General features: G+C 69.0%; 15 protein-coding genes. 6 read left to right on the top strand and 9 right to left on the bottom strand.

Annotated features, from left to right (window positions below):
- Positions 1-87: 87 nt before the first annotated feature.
- The gene (locus ACFVTD_RS12780) at positions 88-5,136 is read left to right on the top strand and encodes a DEAD/DEAH box helicase (RefSeq protein WP_387563271.1); all 5,049 of its coding nucleotides are present in this window, start codon (positions 88-90) and stop codon (positions 5,134-5,136) included.
- The gene (locus ACFVTD_RS12775) at positions 5,129-5,959 is read left to right on the top strand and encodes an Fpg/Nei family DNA glycosylase (RefSeq protein WP_387563268.1); all 831 of its coding nucleotides are present in this window, start codon (positions 5,129-5,131) and stop codon (positions 5,957-5,959) included. Before ACFVTD_RS12780 ends, ACFVTD_RS12775 begins: the two co-directional genes overlap by 8 nt.
- A 16-nt stretch (positions 5,960-5,975) precedes the next feature.
- Here the strand turns inward: ACFVTD_RS12775 and ACFVTD_RS12770 are convergent, their stop codons facing one another.
- A complete protein-coding gene (locus ACFVTD_RS12770; RefSeq protein WP_387563265.1) occupies positions 5,976-6,596 on the bottom strand; it encodes a YitT family protein in 621 nt (206 codons plus the stop codon).
- A gap of 60 nt (positions 6,597-6,656) precedes the next feature.
- Between ACFVTD_RS12770 and ACFVTD_RS12765 the strand changes: the two genes are divergently transcribed.
- Positions 6,657-8,153 (top strand): PLP-dependent aminotransferase family protein, encoded by a 1,497-nt coding sequence (locus ACFVTD_RS12765; RefSeq protein ID WP_387563262.1) that lies wholly within the window; start codon positions 6,657-6,659, stop codon positions 8,151-8,153.
- 108 nt (positions 8,154-8,261) lie between these two features.
- On the opposite strand, the gene ACFVTD_RS12760 is transcribed toward ACFVTD_RS12765, so the two are convergent.
- A complete protein-coding gene (locus ACFVTD_RS12760; RefSeq protein WP_387563259.1) occupies positions 8,262-8,954 on the bottom strand; it encodes an SRPBCC domain-containing protein in 693 nt (230 codons plus the stop codon).
- Positions 8,951-9,586 (bottom strand): ArsR/SmtB family transcription factor, encoded by a 636-nt coding sequence (locus ACFVTD_RS12755; protein ID WP_387563256.1) that lies wholly within the window; start codon positions 9,584-9,586, stop codon positions 8,951-8,953. Before ACFVTD_RS12755 ends, ACFVTD_RS12760 begins: the two co-directional genes overlap by 4 nt.
- A gap of 99 nt (positions 9,587-9,685) precedes the next feature.
- Between ACFVTD_RS12755 and ACFVTD_RS12750 the strand changes: the two genes are divergently transcribed.
- Positions 9,686-10,654, top strand: a complete 969-nt coding sequence (locus ACFVTD_RS12750) for an RluA family pseudouridine synthase (protein ID WP_387563599.1) — start codon at positions 9,686-9,688, stop codon at positions 10,652-10,654.
- On the opposite strand, the gene ACFVTD_RS12745 is transcribed toward ACFVTD_RS12750, so the two are convergent.
- Positions 10,651-11,175, bottom strand: coding sequence for an O-acetyl-ADP-ribose deacetylase (locus ACFVTD_RS12745; RefSeq protein WP_387563253.1), 525 nt, complete (start codon positions 11,173-11,175; stop codon positions 10,651-10,653). The genes ACFVTD_RS12750 and ACFVTD_RS12745 overlap by 4 nt on opposite strands.
- Positions 11,176-11,209: 34 nt before the next feature.
- On the opposite strand from ACFVTD_RS12745, the gene ACFVTD_RS12740 reads away from it, so the two are divergent.
- Complete coding sequence (locus ACFVTD_RS12740; RefSeq protein ID WP_387563250.1) at positions 11,210-11,833, top strand: DedA family protein; 624 nt, start codon at positions 11,210-11,212, stop codon at positions 11,831-11,833.
- On the opposite strand, the gene ACFVTD_RS12735 is transcribed toward ACFVTD_RS12740, so the two are convergent.
- The 3 genes from ACFVTD_RS12735 to ACFVTD_RS12725 all read right to left on the bottom strand — a co-directional run bounded on the left by ACFVTD_RS12735 (position 11,830) and on the right by ACFVTD_RS12725 (position 15,616).
- Positions 11,830-12,135, bottom strand: a complete 306-nt coding sequence (locus ACFVTD_RS12735) for a hypothetical protein (RefSeq protein WP_043449019.1) — start codon at positions 12,133-12,135, stop codon at positions 11,830-11,832. The two genes, ACFVTD_RS12740 and ACFVTD_RS12735, sit on opposite strands and share 4 nt — an antisense overlap.
- 38 nt (positions 12,136-12,173) lie before the next feature.
- Positions 12,174-14,981, bottom strand: coding sequence for a phosphoenolpyruvate carboxylase (ppc, locus tag ACFVTD_RS12730; protein ID WP_387563247.1), 2,808 nt, complete (start codon positions 14,979-14,981; stop codon positions 12,174-12,176).
- 113 nt (positions 14,982-15,094) lie between these two features.
- The gene (locus tag ACFVTD_RS12725; RefSeq protein WP_387563244.1) at positions 15,095-15,616 is read right to left on the bottom strand and encodes a hypothetical protein; all 522 of its coding nucleotides are present in this window, start codon (positions 15,614-15,616) and stop codon (positions 15,095-15,097) included.
- Positions 15,617-15,727: 111 nt separating this feature from the next.
- Here ACFVTD_RS12725 and ACFVTD_RS12720 point away from each other — a divergent pair, with 111 nt between their 5' ends.
- On the top strand, positions 15,728-16,564 hold the full coding sequence (locus ACFVTD_RS12720) for a DUF1684 domain-containing protein (protein ID WP_387563241.1): 837 nt from the start codon (positions 15,728-15,730) through the stop codon (positions 16,562-16,564).
- Here the strand turns inward: ACFVTD_RS12720 and ACFVTD_RS12715 are convergent.
- Positions 16,561-17,766, bottom strand: a complete 1,206-nt coding sequence (locus ACFVTD_RS12715; protein ID WP_387563238.1) for an acyl-CoA dehydrogenase family protein — start codon at positions 17,764-17,766, stop codon at positions 16,561-16,563. The two genes, ACFVTD_RS12720 and ACFVTD_RS12715, sit on opposite strands and share 4 nt — an antisense overlap.
- Entirely contained in the window at positions 17,763-18,557 is a 795-nt protein-coding gene (locus tag ACFVTD_RS12710; RefSeq protein ID WP_387563235.1) for an SDR family NAD(P)-dependent oxidoreductase, read from the bottom strand. The genes ACFVTD_RS12715 and ACFVTD_RS12710 overlap by 4 nt, the downstream gene beginning before the upstream one ends.
- Positions 18,558-18,620: the final 63 nt, after the last annotated feature.

The raw sequence follows: 18,620 nt of genomic DNA, 5'->3' as shown, positions 1-18,620 counted from the left end.
TCCCTTCTGCCCTGGGGCCAGGGACCGCGGCGCCGACCTCATGACCACGGGAAGTTGGGTGTCGGTGCCGTGGGGCATGATGGAGGCATGAACCAGGAACAGCGTCCTGCCGGTGGTGGCGCCTCCGGTACGGCTGCGCCCATGGGCCAGTTCAGCCGGCCCACCCGGGATTGGTTCCTGGGCGCTTTTTCGGAGCCGACGCCGCCACAGGCCGGCGCCTGGAACGCCATCTCCTCCGGCTCGCATGCCCTGGTGGTGGCTCCCACCGGCTCCGGAAAGACACTCGCCGCCTTCCTCTGGGCGTTGGACCGGCTTCTGGTTTCTGCCTCGCACACCCCTGAGCCTGCCGCTGCGGAGGTCCCCGCGAAAGGCAAACGCGCCCGGGTGCCCAAGCGCAAAACCCGCGTCCTCTACATCTCGCCGCTGAAGGCGCTGGGTGTGGACGTGGAACGGAACCTCCGGTCCCCGCTGATCGGCATCACGCAGACCGCAAAGCGGTTGGGGCTTCCCGCGCCGCTGATCACCGTGGGGGTCCGGTCCGGGGATACTCCCGCAGCCGAGCGCCGCGGGCTCCTCAGCAACCCGCCGGACATCCTTATCACCACCCCCGAATCGCTGTTCCTCATGCTCACGTCCAAGGCCCGGGAGACCCTGGCCGAGGTGGACACCATCATCATCGACGAAGTCCATGCCGTTGCCGGCACCAAGCGGGGAGCACACCTTGCCGTGTCCCTGGAGAGGCTGGACGCGCTGCTGCCCAAACCTGCACAGCGCATCGGGCTTTCCGCCACCGTGGAACCCCGCGAACTCGTGGCGCAATTCCTTGCCGGCTCGGCCCCGGTGGAAATCGTCGCTCCGCCGGCCAGGAAGAACTGGGACCTGACGGTTTCCGTCCCGGTGGAGGACATGTCGGACCTGCAGGGCGCGGCCGGGGCGTTCGATTCCGGTCCGGCGTCGGGGCTGCAGCCCCAGGCGTCCATCTGGCCGCATGTGGAGGAGAAGATCGTGGACCTGGTGCTGGCCAACCAGTCCACCATTGTCTTCGCAAATTCCCGGCGCCTCGCGGAGCGCCTCACAGCCCGGCTCAACGAGATCTACGCCGAGCGCCAGCTGGTTGCCGTGGGTGGCGGCTGGGACGGGCCCGGTCCGGAAGGGCAGGAAGGCGCACCCGGCACGGTGGAGGCACCGGCGTCGGGCGTTCCCGCGTCAACGGCAACACCGGCACACATGATGGCCCAGGCGGGAAGCTCCGCCGGCGCGGACCCGGTACTGGCCCGCGCCCACCACGGTTCGGTTTCGAAGGACCAGCGGGCGCTCATCGAGGACGACCTCAAGTCCGGCCGGCTTCGCTGCGTGGTGGCAACATCATCCCTGGAACTGGGCATCGACATGGGTGCCGTGGACCTCGTGGTACAGGTTGAGTCGCCGCCCTCAGTGGCCAGCGGCCTCCAGCGGGTGGGCCGCGCCGGGCACCAGGTGGGCGAAATCTCCCAGGGCGTCCTCTTCCCCAAGCACCGCGCTGACCTGGTCCACACCGCCATCACGGTGGAGCGCATGCTGGACGGCAAGATCGAGCGGCTCAGCATTCCTGCCAACCCGTTGGACATCCTGGCCCAGCAGACCGTTGCCGCCACAGCGCTGGGCAGCATTGACGTGGAGGAATGGTTCAGCACCGTCCGCCGCTCGGCGCCTTTCGCATCCCTCCCCCGGTCGGCCTTCGAGGCCACCCTGGACCTGCTGGCCGGGCGGTATCCCTCCGACGAATTCGCCGAGCTCCGTCCAAGGATCATCTGGGACCGCAACGCCGGCACCATTGAGGGCAGGCCGGGAGCCCAGCGCCTGGCTGTGACGTCCGGCGGCACCATCCCGGACCGCGGCCTGTTCGGCGTCTACATCATCGGCACCGAACAGGAAGGCTCGGCCTCCCCCGCGGAGGACGGCAAACCGGCCCGCGCCCCCAAGGGCGGCCGCCGCGTGGGCGAGCTGGACGAGGAAATGGTGTACGAGTCACGGGTGGGCGACGTCTTTGCCCTGGGCGCCACAAGCTGGAAGATCGAGGACATCACACACGACCGCGTCCTGGTCTCCCCTGCGTTTGGGCAGCCCGGGAAACTGCCGTTCTGGAAAGGGGATTCGCTGGGCCGCCCGGTGGACCTGGGCCGCGCCCTGGGCGCTTTCGTGCGCGAGCTGTCCGCGTCCGACGCCGGCCCTGCCACCGAGCGCTGCAAGGCCAGCGGCCTGGACGACTTCGCCGCCAACAACCTCATCCAGTACCTCACGGAGCAGAAACAGGCCACCGAAGTGGTCCCCAGCGACACCACGCTGGTAGTGGAGCGGTTCCACGACGAACTGGGCGACTGGCGGGTCATCCTGCACAGCCCGTTCGGCATGCCGGTGCATGCACCGTGGGCCCTGGCGGTGGGGCAGCGGCTGCACCAGCGCTACGGGCTGGACGGCTCGGCCATGGCGGCCGACGACGGCATCGTGCTGCGGGTGCCCATGATGGAGGACGAGCCGCCGGGCGCCGAGCTGTTCCTCTTCGATCCAGAGGAACTGGAGCAGATTGTCACGGCCGAGGTGGGCGGCAGCGCCCTCTTCGCCTCCCGGTTCCGGGAATGCGCTGCTCGGGCGCTCCTGCTCCCCCGCCAGACCCCCGGAAAGCGGCAGCCCCTGTGGCAGCAGCGCCAGCGGTCCGCCCAGCTGCTGGATGTGGCAAGGAAATACCCAACGTTCCCCATCGTGCTGGAGACCGTGCGCGAGTGCCTGCAGGACGTCTACGACCTCCCGGCGCTGAAGGACATCGCCGCGTCCGTGGAACGGCGGGAACTGCGGATCCTGGAGACCACCACGCAGCAGCCCTCACCGTTCGCCAAGTCCCTCCTCTTTGGCTATGTGGCCCAGTTCCTGTACGAGGGCGATTCCCCGCTCGCGGAGCGGCGCGCCGCCGCGCTGGCACTGGACTCCACGCTGCTCAACGAACTGCTCGGCAGGGTGGAACTGCGCGAACTCCTGGACGCCAAGGTCATCGACGCCACCGAACGCGAGCTCCAGCGCCTGGCCCCGGACCGCCGTGCCCGCGGCATGGAAGGCATGGCGGACCTGCTGCGGCTGCTGGGGCCCCTCGACCCTGAAGAGGCCGCGTTGCGGCTGGAACCTGCCGAAACCCCGGTGGTAGAGCCAGCCGAAACCGCGGTAGATGAGGCCGCCAAACCGGTGGTTGAGCCCGTGGAGGCTGCCCGCACCGAAACGCCGTCCGCCACTGCGGCGGAAGCCTCCGCCCACCTCCTGGCGCTGCAGCGGGCCAACCGTGCCATCAAGGTCAACATCGGCGGCGTGGAACGCTTCGCTGCGGTGGAGGACGCAGCCCGGCTACGCGACGCCATCGGTGTGCCGCTGCCGATGGGTGTGCCGCTGGCCTTCATTGAGCCGGTTGCCGATCCCCTGGGCGACCTCGTGTCCCGCTATGCCCGCACCCACGGCCCCTTCACCGCGGCGGAAGCTGCGGCCCGGCTGGGCCTGGGCGTGGCCGTGGTGGGCACCGCCCTGAAACGCCTGGCGGCGGATGGCCGCGTGGTGGAAGGCGAGTTCCGGCCGCACGTGACCCCGCCGGTTCGAGACGACGCTGAAGCGCCGCCGCAAACTGGCGAAGCGGCACCGGCGCCCGAAAACGCTCCCGCTGATGCCCCCCACACCATCGCCAGCGAATGGTGCGACGCCGAGGTGCTGCGCAAGCTCCGCCGTCGTTCCCTGGCCGCCCTGCGCGCAGAAGTTGAGCCGGTGGACGCCGCCGCATACGGACGCTTCCTCCCGGCGTGGCAGCACGTCAGGACCCCTGGCAGCGGCCGGGGGCAGCCCTCCCTTCGCGGACTGGATGGCATCATCACGGCCATCGACCAGCTCTCGGGTGTACCCGTCCCGGCCTCGGCCTGGGAACCCCTGGTGCTGTCCACCCGCGTGTCCAACTACCAGCCGGCCATGCTTGACGAGTTGATGGCTGCCGGCGAGGTCCTCTGGTCCGGGGCCGGCGCGCTCCCGGGGAACGACGGCTGGATCAGCCTCCACCTGGCCGACTCGGTGGAACTGACGCTGAACCCGTCCCCCGAGTTTGAACCGGGGGACGCCGGCCAACGGCTCCTGGACCACCTGCGGAACAACGGCGGCGGGTACTTCTTCCGCCAGCTGACCGAGGTGGCCGGCGGCATGGACGCCGTCCTCAGCGACCAGGAAGTGGTGGCTGCCCTCTGGGACCTTGCTTGGGCCGGCAGGATCACCGGGGACACGTTCGCCCCTGTCCGGGCACTGATTGCCGGTGGCCACACCGCCCACCGGCAGGTGGCCCGCGCACCCCGGGCCAGGGCGCCACGGTTGAGCCGGCTGGGCCGTTCCCATGGCACCGGCCTGATGGGATCCCCCGGACTGTCCGGGGGCCGCTACGGATCCCAGGGCTCCGCGACCCCGCCCACTGCCGCAGGCCGGTGGTCCGCGCTGCCCGAACCTGAACTCGATCCCACCATCCATGCCCGCGCCACGGCGGAGCTCCTGCTGGACCGCTACGGCGTGGTCACCAGGGGCTCGGTCATGGCCGAGCAGATCCTTGGCGGGTTCGGACTCATGTACAAGGTACTGGCCCGTCTGGAGGAAGCCGGCCGCTGCCGCCGCGGCTACTTCATCGAGCACCTCGGCGCCGCCCAGTTCGCCGTGCCCGCCACCGTGGACCGGCTCCGGTCCTACTCCGAGGACACCGCGCTGGCCAAGGCGGAACCCGTGGCCCTGGCCCTCGCCGCCACAGATCCTGCCAACCCCTACGGCGCCGCACTCCCCTGGCCCGCCCCACAGGACGACGCCGGCACCGGGCACCGTCCCGGCCGCAAAGCCGGAGCGCTGGTGGTGTTGGTGGACGGCGCGCTGGTGCTCTACGTGGAGCGCGGCGGAAAGACGCTGCTGGCCTTCAGCGACGACGACGCCGTGCTCGCCGCCGCAGGGGCAGCGCTGGTGGGAGTAGTGACCCGTGGAGCGGTGGACAAGCTGATCATGGAGAAGGTGAACGGCCACGGCATCCTGGACACCCCTGTTGCCGCTGCCCTCAGCGCCGCCGGAGCCTACTCCACGCCCAAAGGACTGAGGATCCGTGCCTGAGGGGGATTCGGTCTGGCGGGCCGCACACCAGCTCCATGAAGCCCTGGCGGGACAGACACTGATTTCCTCTGACTTCCGCGTCCCCCGGTTCGCCACCCTGGACCTCTCAGGCTGGACCGTGGAGGAAGTGGTCCCCAGGGGCAAGCACCTGCTGATGCGAGTGGTCAGCCCCGAGGACAAGAGGCTGACCATCCACTCGCACCTGAAAATGGAAGGCACCTGGCAGGTTTACCCGCCCGGCGGGAGGTGGCGGAAACCGGGTTACACCGCCCGGTGCGTCCTGCGCACGGCCGTGGCGGACGCCGTCGGCTTCTCACTGGGCATCGTGGAAGTGGTGGCCACAGCCAACGAGGATTCGATCGTGGGCTTCCTCGGTCCGGACCTCCTGGGCCCGGACTGGGACCTGGACGAGGCCGAACGGCGCGTCAGGTCGCGCCCCGAGGTTCCCATCGGTGTGGCGCTCCTGGACCAGCGGAACCTCGCCGGGATCGGAAACATCTACCGCTGCGAGGCGTGCTTCCTTTCGGGAGTGCATCCCGCCACTCCGGTTTCCGGCGTCGCGGACGTGCGGACCATGATGACCGACGCCAAGCAGCTCCTGGAGGTCAACCTGGGTGCGGGGCGCCGCGTCACCATCCTCAATAGCCGGGGCATGCCGGTGGGCAGGATGGCGGGCAGGCCGGGCTACTGGGTCTACGGCGGGGAACGGCGGCCGTGCCTCAAGTGCGGCACCCCCATCCAGCGCGGGCTTCTGGGCAAGCCAAACGGCGAAGAGGAGCGGGACATCTACTTCTGTCCGAAGTGCCAGCCCCCGCCTGCCTGACGGTGCTGTCCGGTTTCTAGCAGTTCGCGGTGGTGGGTTCCTTGGCGGCACTGGCCTTGCCGGCGCCAACCACGAAGCGCGGCAGCAGCAGGTGGACCAGGGGACCGATCGCCAACGCATAAACCACAGTGCCCACACCCACCGATCCGCCCAGCAGCCAGCCGGCCGCCAGCACCGTCACCTCAATCAGCGTGCGGGAGAACCTGACCGTCCATCCGGTGCGCCGGGCCAGCCCCGTCATGAGGCCATCGCGGGCACCTGGCCCGAACCCGGCGCCGATGTAGCACGCAGAGGCCACGGCATTGACCAGCACGGCGCCCGCGAGGAGGCTGATCTGGCCTGGCAGGGGGCTCACCGTCGGGATCAGTGCCAGCCCGATATCCGCGAAGACACCCACCAGAATGGCGTTGCAGAGCGTTCCGAAGCCGGGCATCTGCCGCAGCGGAATCCACAACAGCAGCACCAGGAAGCTCACGGCGATCACCACCACGCCGATGCTCAGCCCGGTCCGGTTGGCCAGGCCTTGGTGGAAGACGTCCCACGGGTCCAGGCCCAGGCCGGCGCGGATAAACATGGCCAGGGAGATGCCGTACATGGCGAGGCCGGTGAAGAGCTGGACAAGTCTGCGGGTCATCATGGAACCATGATCACAGCCAACTGGCATTGAATTACATATCCAGTCTGAAATACTGGCTACATGGCTGCCGCCCTTACCGCCCTCGCGCTGTCGCGCCTCCTCGGCCCGTGGAACACCGGAACGGGGCCGGCATACCGCGAACTCGCCGACGTCGTCCGGCTGCTCATCCTGGACGGCAGGATCCCGCTGGACACAGCGCTGCCCAGCGAGCGCGCGCTGTGCGCCGCACTGGATGTCAGCAGGACAACGGTAACGGCGGCGTACTCAAGCCTTCGCGAGCAGGGATTCCTCAGCAGCGGCCAGGGCAGCCGCGGGCGCACGCGCATTCCGGAATTGACCCCGTTCGGTTCGGCCCTCTTCGGTCCGCAGCCTCCGTCCACCGGCGCGCTGGCGGCACCCGGACTCACCGCGCCCGGACTCACCGCGCCGGACGGGCTGGTGGACCTGGCCTATTCGGCGCTGCCCGCCAGCGGCGAGGTGGTGCACCGGGCCTTCGCCGCAGCACTGACGGAGCTCCCCGCCCTGCTGCCCGGGTTTGGCTACGACGCCCTGGGACTGCTTCCGCTGCGGCAGGCGGTCGCCGACCGCTACACCGCTGCCGGGGTGCCAACCCAGCCAGGCCAGGTCATGGTGACCTCGGGCGCCCAGCACGCCCTGACCATCATTATCCGCACCCTGGCTGACCGGCAGGACCGGGTGCTGGTGGAACACCCCAGCTATCCCCACGCGCTGGATGCCATCCGCTCCGCGAAATGCCGCCCCGTCCCGGTCGCCTTTGCCGGGTCCGGCTGGGACCTGCCGGCCATGGAAACCGCCATGGCGCAGCAAAAGCCAAAACTCGCCTACCTGGTCCCGGACTTCCACAACCCCACGGGCCTGATCATGCCTGATGCCCAGCGCCGGCAACTGGCCCGCGCGGCGGCGGCGGCCGGAACCGTTCTGGTGGCGGACGAAACGCTCCGCGACCTCAACCTCGACGGGACCGCCACCACGCCCCTGGCCGGTTTCGGCAGCACCGTGGTGTCCGTCGGATCCTTGAGCAAGTCCCACTGGGGCGGCCTGCGCACCGGCTGGATCCGCGCTTCGGAGTCCATGATCCAGCGTTTTGCGGCGGCCCGGACCACCCTGGACCTGGGCGGACCCGTCATGGAGCAGCTCGCGGCCGCCCACCTGGTGCGGGCACTGGAAGAACCGCTGCCGGCCCTGCTGCAGACGCTTCGCCGCAACCGGTCGGCCCTCCTGGATCTCCTGGCGAAGCACCTGCCCACATGGCAGGTGGCTCCACCCGCCGGTGGCCTCTCCGTATGGTGCCGACTGCCGGCCCCCATCAGCACGGCACTGACAGTCCTGGCCCCGGACTACGGCATCAGGCTGGCAGCAGGACCCCGGTTCGGGATCGGCGGCGCCTTCGAACGTAACCTGCGGCTGCCCTTCACGCTTCCGCCGGACAAGCTCGAGGTGGCCGTCCTGGCACTCCGGGCGGCCCAGGATCGGCTGGACGCCGCACCCCAGCTGCGGCGTTCACTCACCCAGGCTCCCGCCGTCGCCATCGCCTGAGCGGCGCTGCTGGATTCGCCTGAATCGCCGGAACGGTGCGTCGCCGCCGGAAAAAGACGGCTACCCCGCAGCTTTCCGGCGATCTTGGCGCGGTCCGGGACGGCAGGGCTACGCGTAGACGCGCTCCAGGAAACCGCCCCACGCCTTGGCCGTGGTCCCGGAATCGCCGGAGCCACTGAAATCGTGCACCGTCATGCCCACGGGGGCACCCCAGGCGTTGCGGCCGAAGAACCGGTAGAGGGCGCCCGGCGTGCGGATGCCCAGGAAGTGCTCATTCGAGAAGTCCACCTCGCCCGTAACCCGCCCTACGCCGTCGAGCTCCACATCAACCGTGGCGCCCTGTTCCGCGGACCCTGCCCCCAGCGCATCACGCAGCCGGGTGAAGCCGTCCGCGGCCTGGGATGCGGCCGGCGCCTGGATGTCGGTGAACACCACGGGTCGGCCGTCGAAGTGCTGCAGGTACTGGCCCAGCGTGTGAAGATAGAACTCGGTGTGGCGGCTGGCGCCGTCGTACTGCTGGTCCCAGTTGTCCGCGAAAATGCCGCTGTGGACGTAGTGCAGCCGGGCGCGGCCGCCGTCCAACGGCTCCAGCACGTGCTCCAGCTGGTTGAACCAGCCGTCGGGCCCGTCCATCCTGGACACGAGATGGCGGGGGTACTCCTCGACGGTCTTGACTGCCGGCCATTGGTCCGTGGGGAACATCCAGGCCGGCGTTCCGTTGGTGACGGCTTCCCACACCCGCTCGGGGGTGCCGGGCAGTTCGGTGTCCTGGACGATTTCGAAATCCCGTTTGTCGTTCATTTGTCCTGCTCCTTGCCTGCTGTTTGGTTGGTTGCCGTGGGGGCATTGGTTTCTTTGGGTGCCGGATGCAGCGCCACCACAAGCCGGTGCCGCCGCCCGCGGGGTGAACCGCCGCCGTCGTGGTATTTGTCCACCAGCCGGGTTACCTCGACGCCGAGCTCCTCGGCGAACGCGGCCCGGTCCGCGGCGGTTCGGAAGGTGATGTCGCCGTCGATCGCGAAGGTGGCCAGCTTCTGCCGGGCCGCGGCGGCGCCGGCGATGAGCTTGCCTACTTCCTGCACCATCCGTCCCGCCAGCGCCAGCAGCCAGAAGGCCGAGAAGCGGTCGGCGAACCGGCCCGGGTCCGGGGAAACGGCAGCGAGGGCGGACGGCGAGATCAGGTAGGAGGCCGCCGCCGCCTGCAGGACCCGCTCGGTCACGTTGCCCTTGCGGCGCTCCTCCACCAGCTCCACCAGGCCATGCCGTTCCAGGGCCTTGAGGTGGTAGTTCACTTTTTGCCGGGGCAGTCCGACGCGTACGGCCAGCTGCGTGGCCGAGGCCGGCTGCGCCAGCTCCCGCAGGATGCGGGTGCGGATGGGATCCAGGGACGCTTCGGCGGCTGCCGGGTCCTCAATGACTGCAATGTCCTGCATATCCCCAGTCTTCCAGCCGACAACTTTTATTGTCAAGAACTTTTTTATCGTCGGCATGACGGGAGGTGCCATGCAGCGCGCCGGTAGGATGGACAGGTGATGCAATCCCCCCTCCCCGTGCGCGACGGCGTCAACGCCACCCGCCTGCGCCTCCCGGACGAGGGCCCGTGGGACACCGCGATGGACTACATGATGCACCGCTGGGGCCACATCGATCCGCAGGGCATCGAGGACAGGTTCGACGCCGGCGAGATCGTTGGCGAGGGCGGCGTGCCCCTGACCCGGCACACCAGGCTCGAGGACCACACCTTCATCTGGTATTACCGGACGCTGCCGCCCGAGAAGCGGCTGCCCGTGGAGATCAGCATCCTGTACCGGGACGAGCACCTGCTGGTGGTGGACAAACCGCACTTCCTGCCCACCACGCCGGGCGGCACCTACATCCAGGAATCCGCGCTGGTGCGCCTCCGGAACCAGCTGGAGCTTCCGGACCTGATCCCCATGCACCGGCTGGACCGGATGACCGCCGGCGTCCTGCTGTTCTCCACCAACCCGCAGACGCGCGGGAAGTACCAGGTGCTGTTCGAAAAGCGGCAGGTGCAGAAGGAGTACGAGTGCGTCTCCGCCGCCGCGCCCGCGCCGGGGCACCCCGCTGTCGACTTCCCCGTGGTGGTCCGCAACAGGATGACCAAGTCCCGCAGCTACCTGCTGGCCGAGGTCGTCGACGGCGAGCCGAACGCGGAAACCAGGATTGAGCGGCTGGAAACGTTCGACGGCGGGACACGGGAAGGTGCCGTGGGCGCCGCGGGTGCCAGACGTCTGGCGAGGTACCGGCTGGAACCGCACACCGGCAAGACCCATCAACTGCGCGTGCACATGGCCTCCTTGGGGCTGGGGATCGTGAATGACGCCTTCTACCCGGACCTGCTGGACAAGGCCCCCGACGATTACGCCAGGCCGCTCCAGCTCCTGGCCCGCGGCATCCGGTTCGTTGACCCGGTTTCGGGAAAGCCCGTGGAGTACCGCAGCAGCCTGGAACTCAGCGAAGCGGTCCAGGCCCGGGCCTAAACCGCGAGGACGTCCCTGAACACCGCCTCCACCTCGGCGGTGCGCAGCACGAACTCCACCAGCTCCAGCCTGCCGGCCGGATGGGCGGCCTGGAAACCGGTGAGCGCTTCCAGCGCCGCGGCGGCAACGGCCCCAGCGCTCCACCCGTAAGCCCCGGCGCCCACAGCGGGGAAGGCCAGCTCCCGGACATCCAGGCTTTCAGCCACACGCAGGCTCTCACTGAAGCAGGACACCAGGAGCGCCGGGTTCGTCTGCCCCGCATGCCGGTTGGGTCCCACCGTGTGGATGACCCAGCGGGCCGGCAGCCGGAAGGCCGGCGTTGCCACGGCGGCGCCGGTCTGCAGGCCGTGCGGCAGCCCGGCGGCGCGCAGTTCCCGGCACGCCTCAAGCAGTTCCGGCCCGGCGGCCCGGTGCAGGGCACCGTCAACTCCCCCGCCGCCGAGCAGCGAGGAATTCGCGGCGTTCACCACCGCGTCCACCCTCCGCTGCGTAATGTCTCCCTGCAGGACCGAGATCCGCATGCCGCCAGTTTCCCAAGTGCGGTACCTTGTGGCAATGGACTTCGGCAGCGTTGACAGCTGGGGGGCGGCCCTCTACTTCTGGGTCATCCCCGTAGTGGTCGGCGATGCCATTTTTCCGCCCATCCCGTCCGAGATGCTGGTGATCACCGGCGGTGCGCTGTCCGCGGAGGGCCGGGCCAATGTGTTCCTGGTGCTGGTGCTCGCCGCCGTGGCGTCATGGCTGGGCGACATGGTGGTGTTCAACCTGTTCCGCCGGCGGCTGAGCCACGTGCTGGACCGCTGGCGGTGGGGCCGGCGGGTCCACAGCGGCATCCATGCGGCGCTGGCCAAAGCCGGGCGTTCCTCAACCTACGGCACCATCATCGGGGCCAGGTTCATCCCGGGCGGCCGGCTTGCCACGGCGGCGGCGTCCGGCGTGGCCAATGTCTCGGTGCGCGGTTTCAGCCTGTGCGCGGGCTTGGGCGCCGTCCTGTGGGCCTGCTGGCTCGTGGGCCTGGGGTACTTCACCGGCTCAACCACCAGGCTGCCGTTCTGGGCCAGCTCCCTGATTGGCGTGGCCGTCGGCCTGGTGATCGGCGCCGTCGTGGGCATCCTGGTCACCCGCCGCCGCGGCGACCGGTCCCCGGTGGAGGACGAGCCCCTCCCCGACGCAGGCTAGACGGGCAGCCACTTGCCGCGGCTGCGCCGCAGCACGCTGAGTGGACCTGTCAGCGCAACACGTTCGACGGCGTCGCGCATCATGGCTGCCGATTCCACCGCCTGGCGGTTCTCGCCGCTGTACTCGCTCGCCTCCACGAGGAAGCGCAGGTTCAGCTGCGGCACCCCGCCGGCGATCTGCAGCTGGTGGGCCTCCACGTGGTGCCGGGTGCCCAGCGCCTCCACGGCCGCGTCCATGACGGACTCGGGCGGATTTCCCGGCCGGAGCCCGGTGATCTTGAGGCGGGTCTGGAAGGAAGGCATGTTCCCAACCCTATCCAAACCCCCGGTTGCAGGAGGGATTAGCCGGTGTTGCGGAGGCCGGCCGCCACCCCGTTGACGGTGATCAGCATGGCCCGCTGGAGGCGTTCGTCGAGCTCGGCCCCGCTGATCCCGCCCTCGGTGCGGATGCGGCGCAGGAGTTCCACCTGGAGGTAGCTGATGGGATCCAGGTACTGGTCGCGGATCTCCAGAGACCGCTTCAGCGTGGGCTGGGCATCCAGAAGCAGGCTCTCGCCGGTCAGCTTCTGGACCTCGGCCACGGTGAGCTCGTACTCTTCGCGGATGGTCCGGAACAGGTGGTGCAGCTCCTCCGGAACCAGGGTTGCCACATAGTAGCCGGCGATGTCCATGTCCGTCTTGGCGAGCGTCATCTCCACGTTGGACAGCACGGAGCGGAAGAAGTTCCAGTGGTCCATCATTTCCACCAGCTGCGCTGAGTGGCCGGCTTCGCGGGCTGCCTTCAGTCCCGAGCCCACGCCGAACCAGCCGGGCACGATCTGCCGCGACTGGGTCCAGCCGAACACCCACGGGATGGCGCGCAGGCCGCCCAGCCCGGCGCCGGAATCCGGCCGCTTGGACGGGCGGGACCCGATGTTCAGGGAGCCCAGCTGCTCCACCGGGGTGGAGGCCATGAAGTAGGCGGGCAGGTCCGGGTGGTCGATCAGCTTCCGGTACCGGTCAAAAGCGGCATCGGAGATGGCTTCCATGACGTGCCCGTAGCGCTCGCGCTGGTCCTCGGAGGTACGCGGGTCCCGGTGCAGGGCCGAACCCTGCAGCACGGCTGCCAGGGACAGCTCAAGGTTTTCGCGGGCCAGCTCCGGCAGGGAGTACTTGTCCGAGATGACCTCGCCCTGTTCGGTGAACTTGATCTCGCCTTCCAGGACACCGTTGGGCTGGGCCAGGATCGCGTCGTAGGTGGGGCCGCCGCCGCGGCCCACGGAACCGCCGCGGCCGTGGAACAGGCGGACGCGGACGCCGTGCTTGGCGGCCACGTCCCGCAGCTTGCGCTGGGTTTTGTGGATCTCCCACTGGCTGGTCATCACGCCGGATTCCTTGTTGGAGTCCGAGTAGCCCAGCATGACTTCCTGGATGTCCCCGCGCAGCCGCACCAGTTCCCGGTAGGAGGGGTCGGACAGGAGCTGGTCGACGATCTCGGCGGAGGCCCGCAGCTCTTCCACGGTCTCCAGCAGCGGCGCGAAGCCGAGCTTGGCGTAGGGCTTGTCGCCGAAGAGGTTGATCAGGCCGGCTTCGCGGGCCAGCACTGCGGCGGCCAGGACGTCGTCCGCGCCGCGGGTCATGGAGATGATGTAGGTTTCGATGACGTCCGGGCCGTACATGCGCAGGGCGCGGCGGATCTCGCGGAAGACGTCGTACGTGCCGTCGGCGGCGCCGTCCAGCTTGATCGGGTGGCCGGACAGCGGGCGGCGGGAAGCCAGCTCGGACCCGAGCACCTCGAAGCGTTCCTCCCGGCTTAGCTCGGCGTAGCGCAGCCCGGGGCCGCCGATCCGGTCCATCAGCTGGCCGACGGCGTCATGGTGGTGGTCCGCGTGTTCACGGATATCCAGGGTGGCCAGGTGCAGGCCGAAGGAGGCGATGGCGCGGCGGACGCGGGCCAGGGAGCCGTCCGCGGCCAGGGCCGCGGAGTGGTTGCGGAGCGAGAGCTCCAGCAGGTGCAGGTCGGCCAGGAGTTCCTCGGTCCCGCTGTAGTCGCGGCCGTGCTCGTGGTTGGAGTTGGCGGCCACGCGCTTGCCCGTATTGATGAGCTTGGCCTTGATGCAGGTGAGCTTCAGCCGGTACGGCTCCTGGGCATTGAGTTCCAGGACCCGCTTGTCCAGGCCCGGCAGCTTGCCCAGGTCCTCATCAATGGACTCGAGGAGTGCCTGGTCAGCGCCCGCCAGGGAGGTGGAGTTGGAGAGGATGGAAATCAGTTCGTCGATCATGCCGATGCTGATCCGGATGGCGCTCTGGTTCTGGATCTGCAGGATCTCGCGGGTCACGGCCGCGGTCACGTTCGGGTTCCCGTCGCGGTCACCGCCGATCCAGGAGCCGAACCTGATGGGAGCGTCCTTGGAGGCGAGGCTGACGCCATGTTCCCCGAGCAGCTCGGAAAGCTCCGACAGCATTTCCGGCATGGCGTCGGTGAGGATGCCGCCCAGGTAGTAGATGGCGTTCCGGGCCTCGTCCACGGGGGTGGGCCGGACCTGGCGCAGCTCATCGGTCTGCCACATCTGGTCGATGATCTCGGCCAGCTGCCGGTCCTGCCGGCGCCTGCCGGTGGACCCTTCGGCAGTGGACTGGGACAGGACATCGGAAAGCTTCCGGATCTTGTCCAGGACGGAGCGGCGGGACGCCTCGGTGGGGTGGGCGGTGAAGATGGGTCGCACGTCCAGCCCGTTGACCACTTCCTGCAGCACGTCCGGGCCGGCCTGCGCGGCGATGTCCGCCACCGTTTTGGCCAGCCAGCCGTCCTTTTCGGCCCGGGTCCGGAGCCCGCGGACGCGGTGGACCTGTTCGGCGGCGTTGGCCAGGTGGAAGTAGAAGGCAAAGGCACGCACCAGGTCGGTTGCCTGCTCGATGGGCAGGGAGCCGAGGAGTTCACGGACCTGGGCAACGACGTCGTGCGCGCTCCAGGGCCCGGTGGCGTGGGCACCGCCGCGCGCCGCTTCCTTGGATTCCTTGGTCAGGAGCCGTACCTGCTCCACGAGGTCCAGGAGTTCCGGTCCGTGCTGGCGGACCAGCGATTCGCCCAGCAGGGTGGACACGCGCCGGACATCAGCGCGCAGTTCGGAGGCAAGGTCGGTCTCGGGAGGTGTTGCAGTGTGAGCCATTGAAACAATCTTTCGAGGGATTCGGACTTGGCTCGTACACTGCGCTGGATACTGTGAGCCACGTTACTAGCTAAAGATGCTACCCCCGGTGCCGCGCCTCTGTGGAATCCGTCTCACAACATGTCGCGGTATCCCACATGCCGTTTGACGGCGTCGAGTTCAGCCCGTAGGTTCTGCACCTCGCCCTGCCAGGCGGCCGCCTCCGCCGTGCGGCGCCGGGCCTTCCCGGCCTGGACCACGGCAGCCGTGAGCAGCAGCGGCACCAGGAGGGCCAGCGCCCAGCCGGCGGCCGCGAAGAAGTCCAGTGCCACCGGCAGCGCGGCCCGGAAGTCGATGAAATCGTTGACCCCGCCGGCCATGCCCGCCATCGCTCCGTCGAGCGGCTGCAGGAACTGGCCCACCACGGGGGTTCCGGAAAGCGCGGGCGGGGCGAGTTTCGCCTGCGCGTCGCCGCCCCACCGCCCGTCCGCGAGGTGGTTCAGGACGTAGATGCCGGCGCCCACGTTGGCTGCCATGAAGACGCCGACGGCGGCGGGCGCGGCGAGGTCCGGCCGCCGGCGGCGCCACACCAGGACGCCCATGGCGGCAAGGGCGGCCGCCAGCCAGGTGAGCGCGGCAAGCCACTCCCGATTCACTCCCGCAAGGATGTCCACCCCTCCATTCAACCCCGGATACTGGAATCAGCGGCGGAATGAACCTGCCCGTGATCCGGTTGTAGCCGGAGGCATACGCAACCGGAAGGAACCATGACCACCACCCCAGCCAACACCGCCGCCAGGGCCGAGCGCTGGCAGCGCTTCCGCGCCAACCGCAACAAAGCCCTGGCAACGCCGCACGGCTGGCTCACCCTCACGTCCTTCCAGTGGCTCGAAGACTCACCTTCCGCCGTCGAGCTGGCCCCCGGCCTGTGGTCCACTGACGCCACGGGCTCGACGGCGTTCCTCGCCGCGGTTCCGGCCGACGGGCTCACGCTGACCGAGACGGGGGAAAAGGTGGACGGCACCGTATCTGCCGTCCTGGCGGACGAGGAATCACTGATGTGGGTGCAGTTCGGCGGCCCGGACGGGAACCAGGCGGTGGTGGAGCTGGCCATGCGCGGCGGCCGGTATGCGATTCGCACCCGGGACGCGGCATCACCGGTCTTTACGGAATTCGACGGCGTGCCCACCTTTCCGTACAACCCCGACTGGGAGGTCACCGGAAGGTTTGAGCCCTACGCGGCGCCGGTGGATGTGCCGATCGGCACCGCGAACCCGCTGGTTGACGGCGTCCACCGCAGCGTCGGCGAGGTGGTCTTCCGCCTCCCGGGCAGCAGCCACGAGTTCCGGCTCCAGGCGGAGGAAGAAAAGCTCGGCGCCCTGACCGTCACGTTCCACGACGAAACAAACGGCGACACCACGGACGAGTGGCGCAAACTCTCCCTCCCCAGGCCGCGGCCGGACGGGTCCGTGGTACTGGACTTCAACCGGGCCATCAATTACCCCAGCGCCTTCACCCCTTACGGCACCTGCCCCATGCCCGTGAAGAACAACAGCCTGGACATCCGGGTGGAAGCGGGCGAGAAGGAGCCGTACCCAGCCTAGGAAATGGCGGAGATTCCGGTGATGGCGCGGCCCACGATCAGGGTGTTGACCTCAAACGAGCCCTCATACGTGTAGATGGCCTCGGCGTCGGCGAAGATCTTGGCCATCCGGTAATCGGTGACAATCCCGTTTCCGCCCAGGATGGAGCGGCCCAGGGCCACGGTTTCACGCATGCGGGCACTGAGGTAGGACTTGGCAAGGGCCACCTGCGGCATGTTGGCTGCCCCCTGCTCCTGCAGCCTGGCGAGTCCGGCCATCATCGACATGCTGGCCACGGCATTCCCCAGCATGGTCACCAGCTGCTGCTGGATCAACTGGAAGTGCGCCAAGGGCCGGCCGAACTGCTGCCGCTCCACCGCGTACTGCCGGGCGACGTCGAAGGCTGCCAGCTGCTGGCCAACTGCCTGCCAGGCCACCATGATCCGTGAGCTGCGGAGCAGTTCCTTGGTGTCCTCGAAGCTGCTGATCCCGGCGAAGCGGTCCGCCTCGGCAACCTTGACGTCGTGGAACTGGATGTCCGCGTTCTGGACGGTGCGCAGGGCAATCTTGTTCTCGATCCTGCTCCGGCTGACCCCCGGCAGCGTGGCGTCCACAATGAAGCCACGCACCGAGCCGTCCGCCTCATCCCGGGCCCACACCAGCATGTAGTCACAGAACGTCCCGTTGCCGATCCAGCGCTTGGCACCGTTGAGCACCCAGGTGTCTCCGGCGTCGTCCGCTTCTCCCGTGGTGGAGGAGATGCGCCGGGCCCGGGTCTCCAGGCCACCCGCCACGTCCGAGCCGTGCAGCGGTTCGGTGAGCGCGAAGGCGCCCGTGGTGCGCAGCTCCGAGGCGTCGGCCAGCAGCCGCTGCTTCTGGTCCTCCGTGCCGAAGGTGTGCAGGGATTCGACGAAGAGGTCGTGGTGGACCAGGAAGAAGGTGGCCAGGGAGGTATCCACGCGGGTGATCTCGGCGATCACCAGGCCGGCGAACAGGTGGCTGTAGCCGCGGTGGACCGGCGTGCTGAGCCCGAGGGCGGCAAGCTTGGGCAGGATGTGCGCCGGGAATTCGGCCTTGTTCCACCAATCCCCCGCGTATGGCGCCACCTCGGCGGCCAGGAAGTCCCGCAGCTGGGCGAGTTTGTTCCGTTCAGCCTGGTCAAGCATCGCTTCGACGGCGAAGAAGTCCGCAGCCGGCAGTTGTGCGACGTCCGGCGTGCTCATTTCGGTGCCATCCGGATGGCGCCATCCAGGCGGATGGTTTCGCCGTTCAGCATGGCGTTGTCCACGATGTGCGCCACCAGGTTGGCGTATTCCGCGGGCTTGCCCAGCCGGGACGGGTGCGGAACCTGGGCGCCGAGCGAGTCCTGCGCCTCCTGCGACAGGCCGGCCATCATGGGGGTCTCAAAGATGCCCGGGGCGATGGTGACCACGCGGACCAGCGAGCGCGCCAGTTCCCTGGCGATCGGCAGCGTCATGGCGGCCACGGCGCCCTTGGAGGCGGAATACGCGGGCTGGCCGATCTGCCCGTCGAAGGCCGCCACGGAGGCGGTGTTGATGATGACGCCGCGTTCCGGGCCGCCCAGCGGGGTGGCGGCGGGCTCGGTGGCCACGATCGCTTCGGCGGCCAGGCGCAGGACGTTGAAGGTTCCGACCAGGTTGACCTGGATGACCTTGCTGAAGGTTTCCAGGGGCAGCACCCCGTCCCGTCCCAGGACCTTGCCGGGGGTGGCGATCCCCGCGCAGTTCACCACTATCCGGAGCGGGCCCAGCCCCGCGGCGGTCCCGACGGCGGCCCGCACGTCGGCCTCGCTGGTCACGTCTGCGGGGGAAAAGACGGCGGACTGCCCGGCTGCGGCGCGCCCGTTCAGTTCGTCCGCCACGGCCTGGCCGCCTGAGGACGGGAGGTCAACGAGCACGACGGACGCGCCGGCGTCGAACAATCTCTGCGCGGTGGCTGCTCCCAGCCCGGACGCGGCGCCTGTCACCAGTGCGACGCTGCCTTTGATGTCCATCCATCCTCCTTGATGTGTGTCCCCATGCCGCGGCGCGGCCCCGAGCAACAGTTAATGCATGTT

The organism is Pseudarthrobacter sp. NPDC058119, from assembly GCF_042884655.1.
Classification (GTDB): Bacteria; Actinomycetota; Actinomycetes; order Actinomycetales; family Micrococcaceae; genus Arthrobacter.
This window is presented reverse-complemented; position numbering and strand designations above follow the sequence as displayed.

Bases quoted from the DNA above. Each gene is read 5' to 3' on its own strand.
- ACFVTD_RS12780 (WP_387563271.1), top strand. From the start codon at position 88: ATGAACCAGGAACAGCGTCCTGCCGGTGGTGGCGCCTCCGGTACGGCT.
- ACFVTD_RS12770 (WP_387563265.1), bottom strand. From the start codon at position 6,596: ATGATGACCCGCAGACTTGTCCAGCTCTTCACCGGCCTCGCCATGTAC.
- ACFVTD_RS12765 (WP_387563262.1), top strand. From the start codon at position 6,657: ATGGCTGCCGCCCTTACCGCCCTCGCGCTGTCGCGCCTCCTCGGCCCG.
- ACFVTD_RS12760 (WP_387563259.1), bottom strand. From the start codon at position 8,954: ATGAACGACAAACGGGATTTCGAAATCGTCCAGGACACCGAACTGCCC.
- ACFVTD_RS12755 (WP_387563256.1), bottom strand. From the start codon at position 9,586: ATGCAGGACATTGCAGTCATTGAGGACCCGGCAGCCGCCGAAGCGTCC.
- ACFVTD_RS12750 (WP_387563599.1), top strand. From the start codon at position 9,686: ATGCAATCCCCCCTCCCCGTGCGCGACGGCGTCAACGCCACCCGCCTG.
- ACFVTD_RS12745 (WP_387563253.1), bottom strand. From the start codon at position 11,175: ATGCGGATCTCGGTCCTGCAGGGAGACATTACGCAGCGGAGGGTGGAC.
- ACFVTD_RS12740 (WP_387563250.1), top strand. From the start codon at position 11,210: ATGGACTTCGGCAGCGTTGACAGCTGGGGGGCGGCCCTCTACTTCTGG.
- ACFVTD_RS12735 (WP_043449019.1), bottom strand. From the start codon at position 12,135: ATGCCTTCCTTCCAGACCCGCCTCAAGATCACCGGGCTCCGGCCGGGA.
- ppc (WP_387563247.1), bottom strand. From the start codon at position 14,981: ATGGCTCACACTGCAACACCTCCCGAGACCGACCTTGCCTCCGAACTG.
- ACFVTD_RS12720 (WP_387563241.1), top strand. From the start codon at position 15,728: ATGACCACCACCCCAGCCAACACCGCCGCCAGGGCCGAGCGCTGGCAG.
- ACFVTD_RS12715 (WP_387563238.1), bottom strand. From the start codon at position 17,766: ATGAGCACGCCGGACGTCGCACAACTGCCGGCTGCGGACTTCTTCGCC.
- ACFVTD_RS12710 (WP_387563235.1), bottom strand. From the start codon at position 18,557: ATGGACATCAAAGGCAGCGTCGCACTGGTGACAGGCGCCGCGTCCGGG.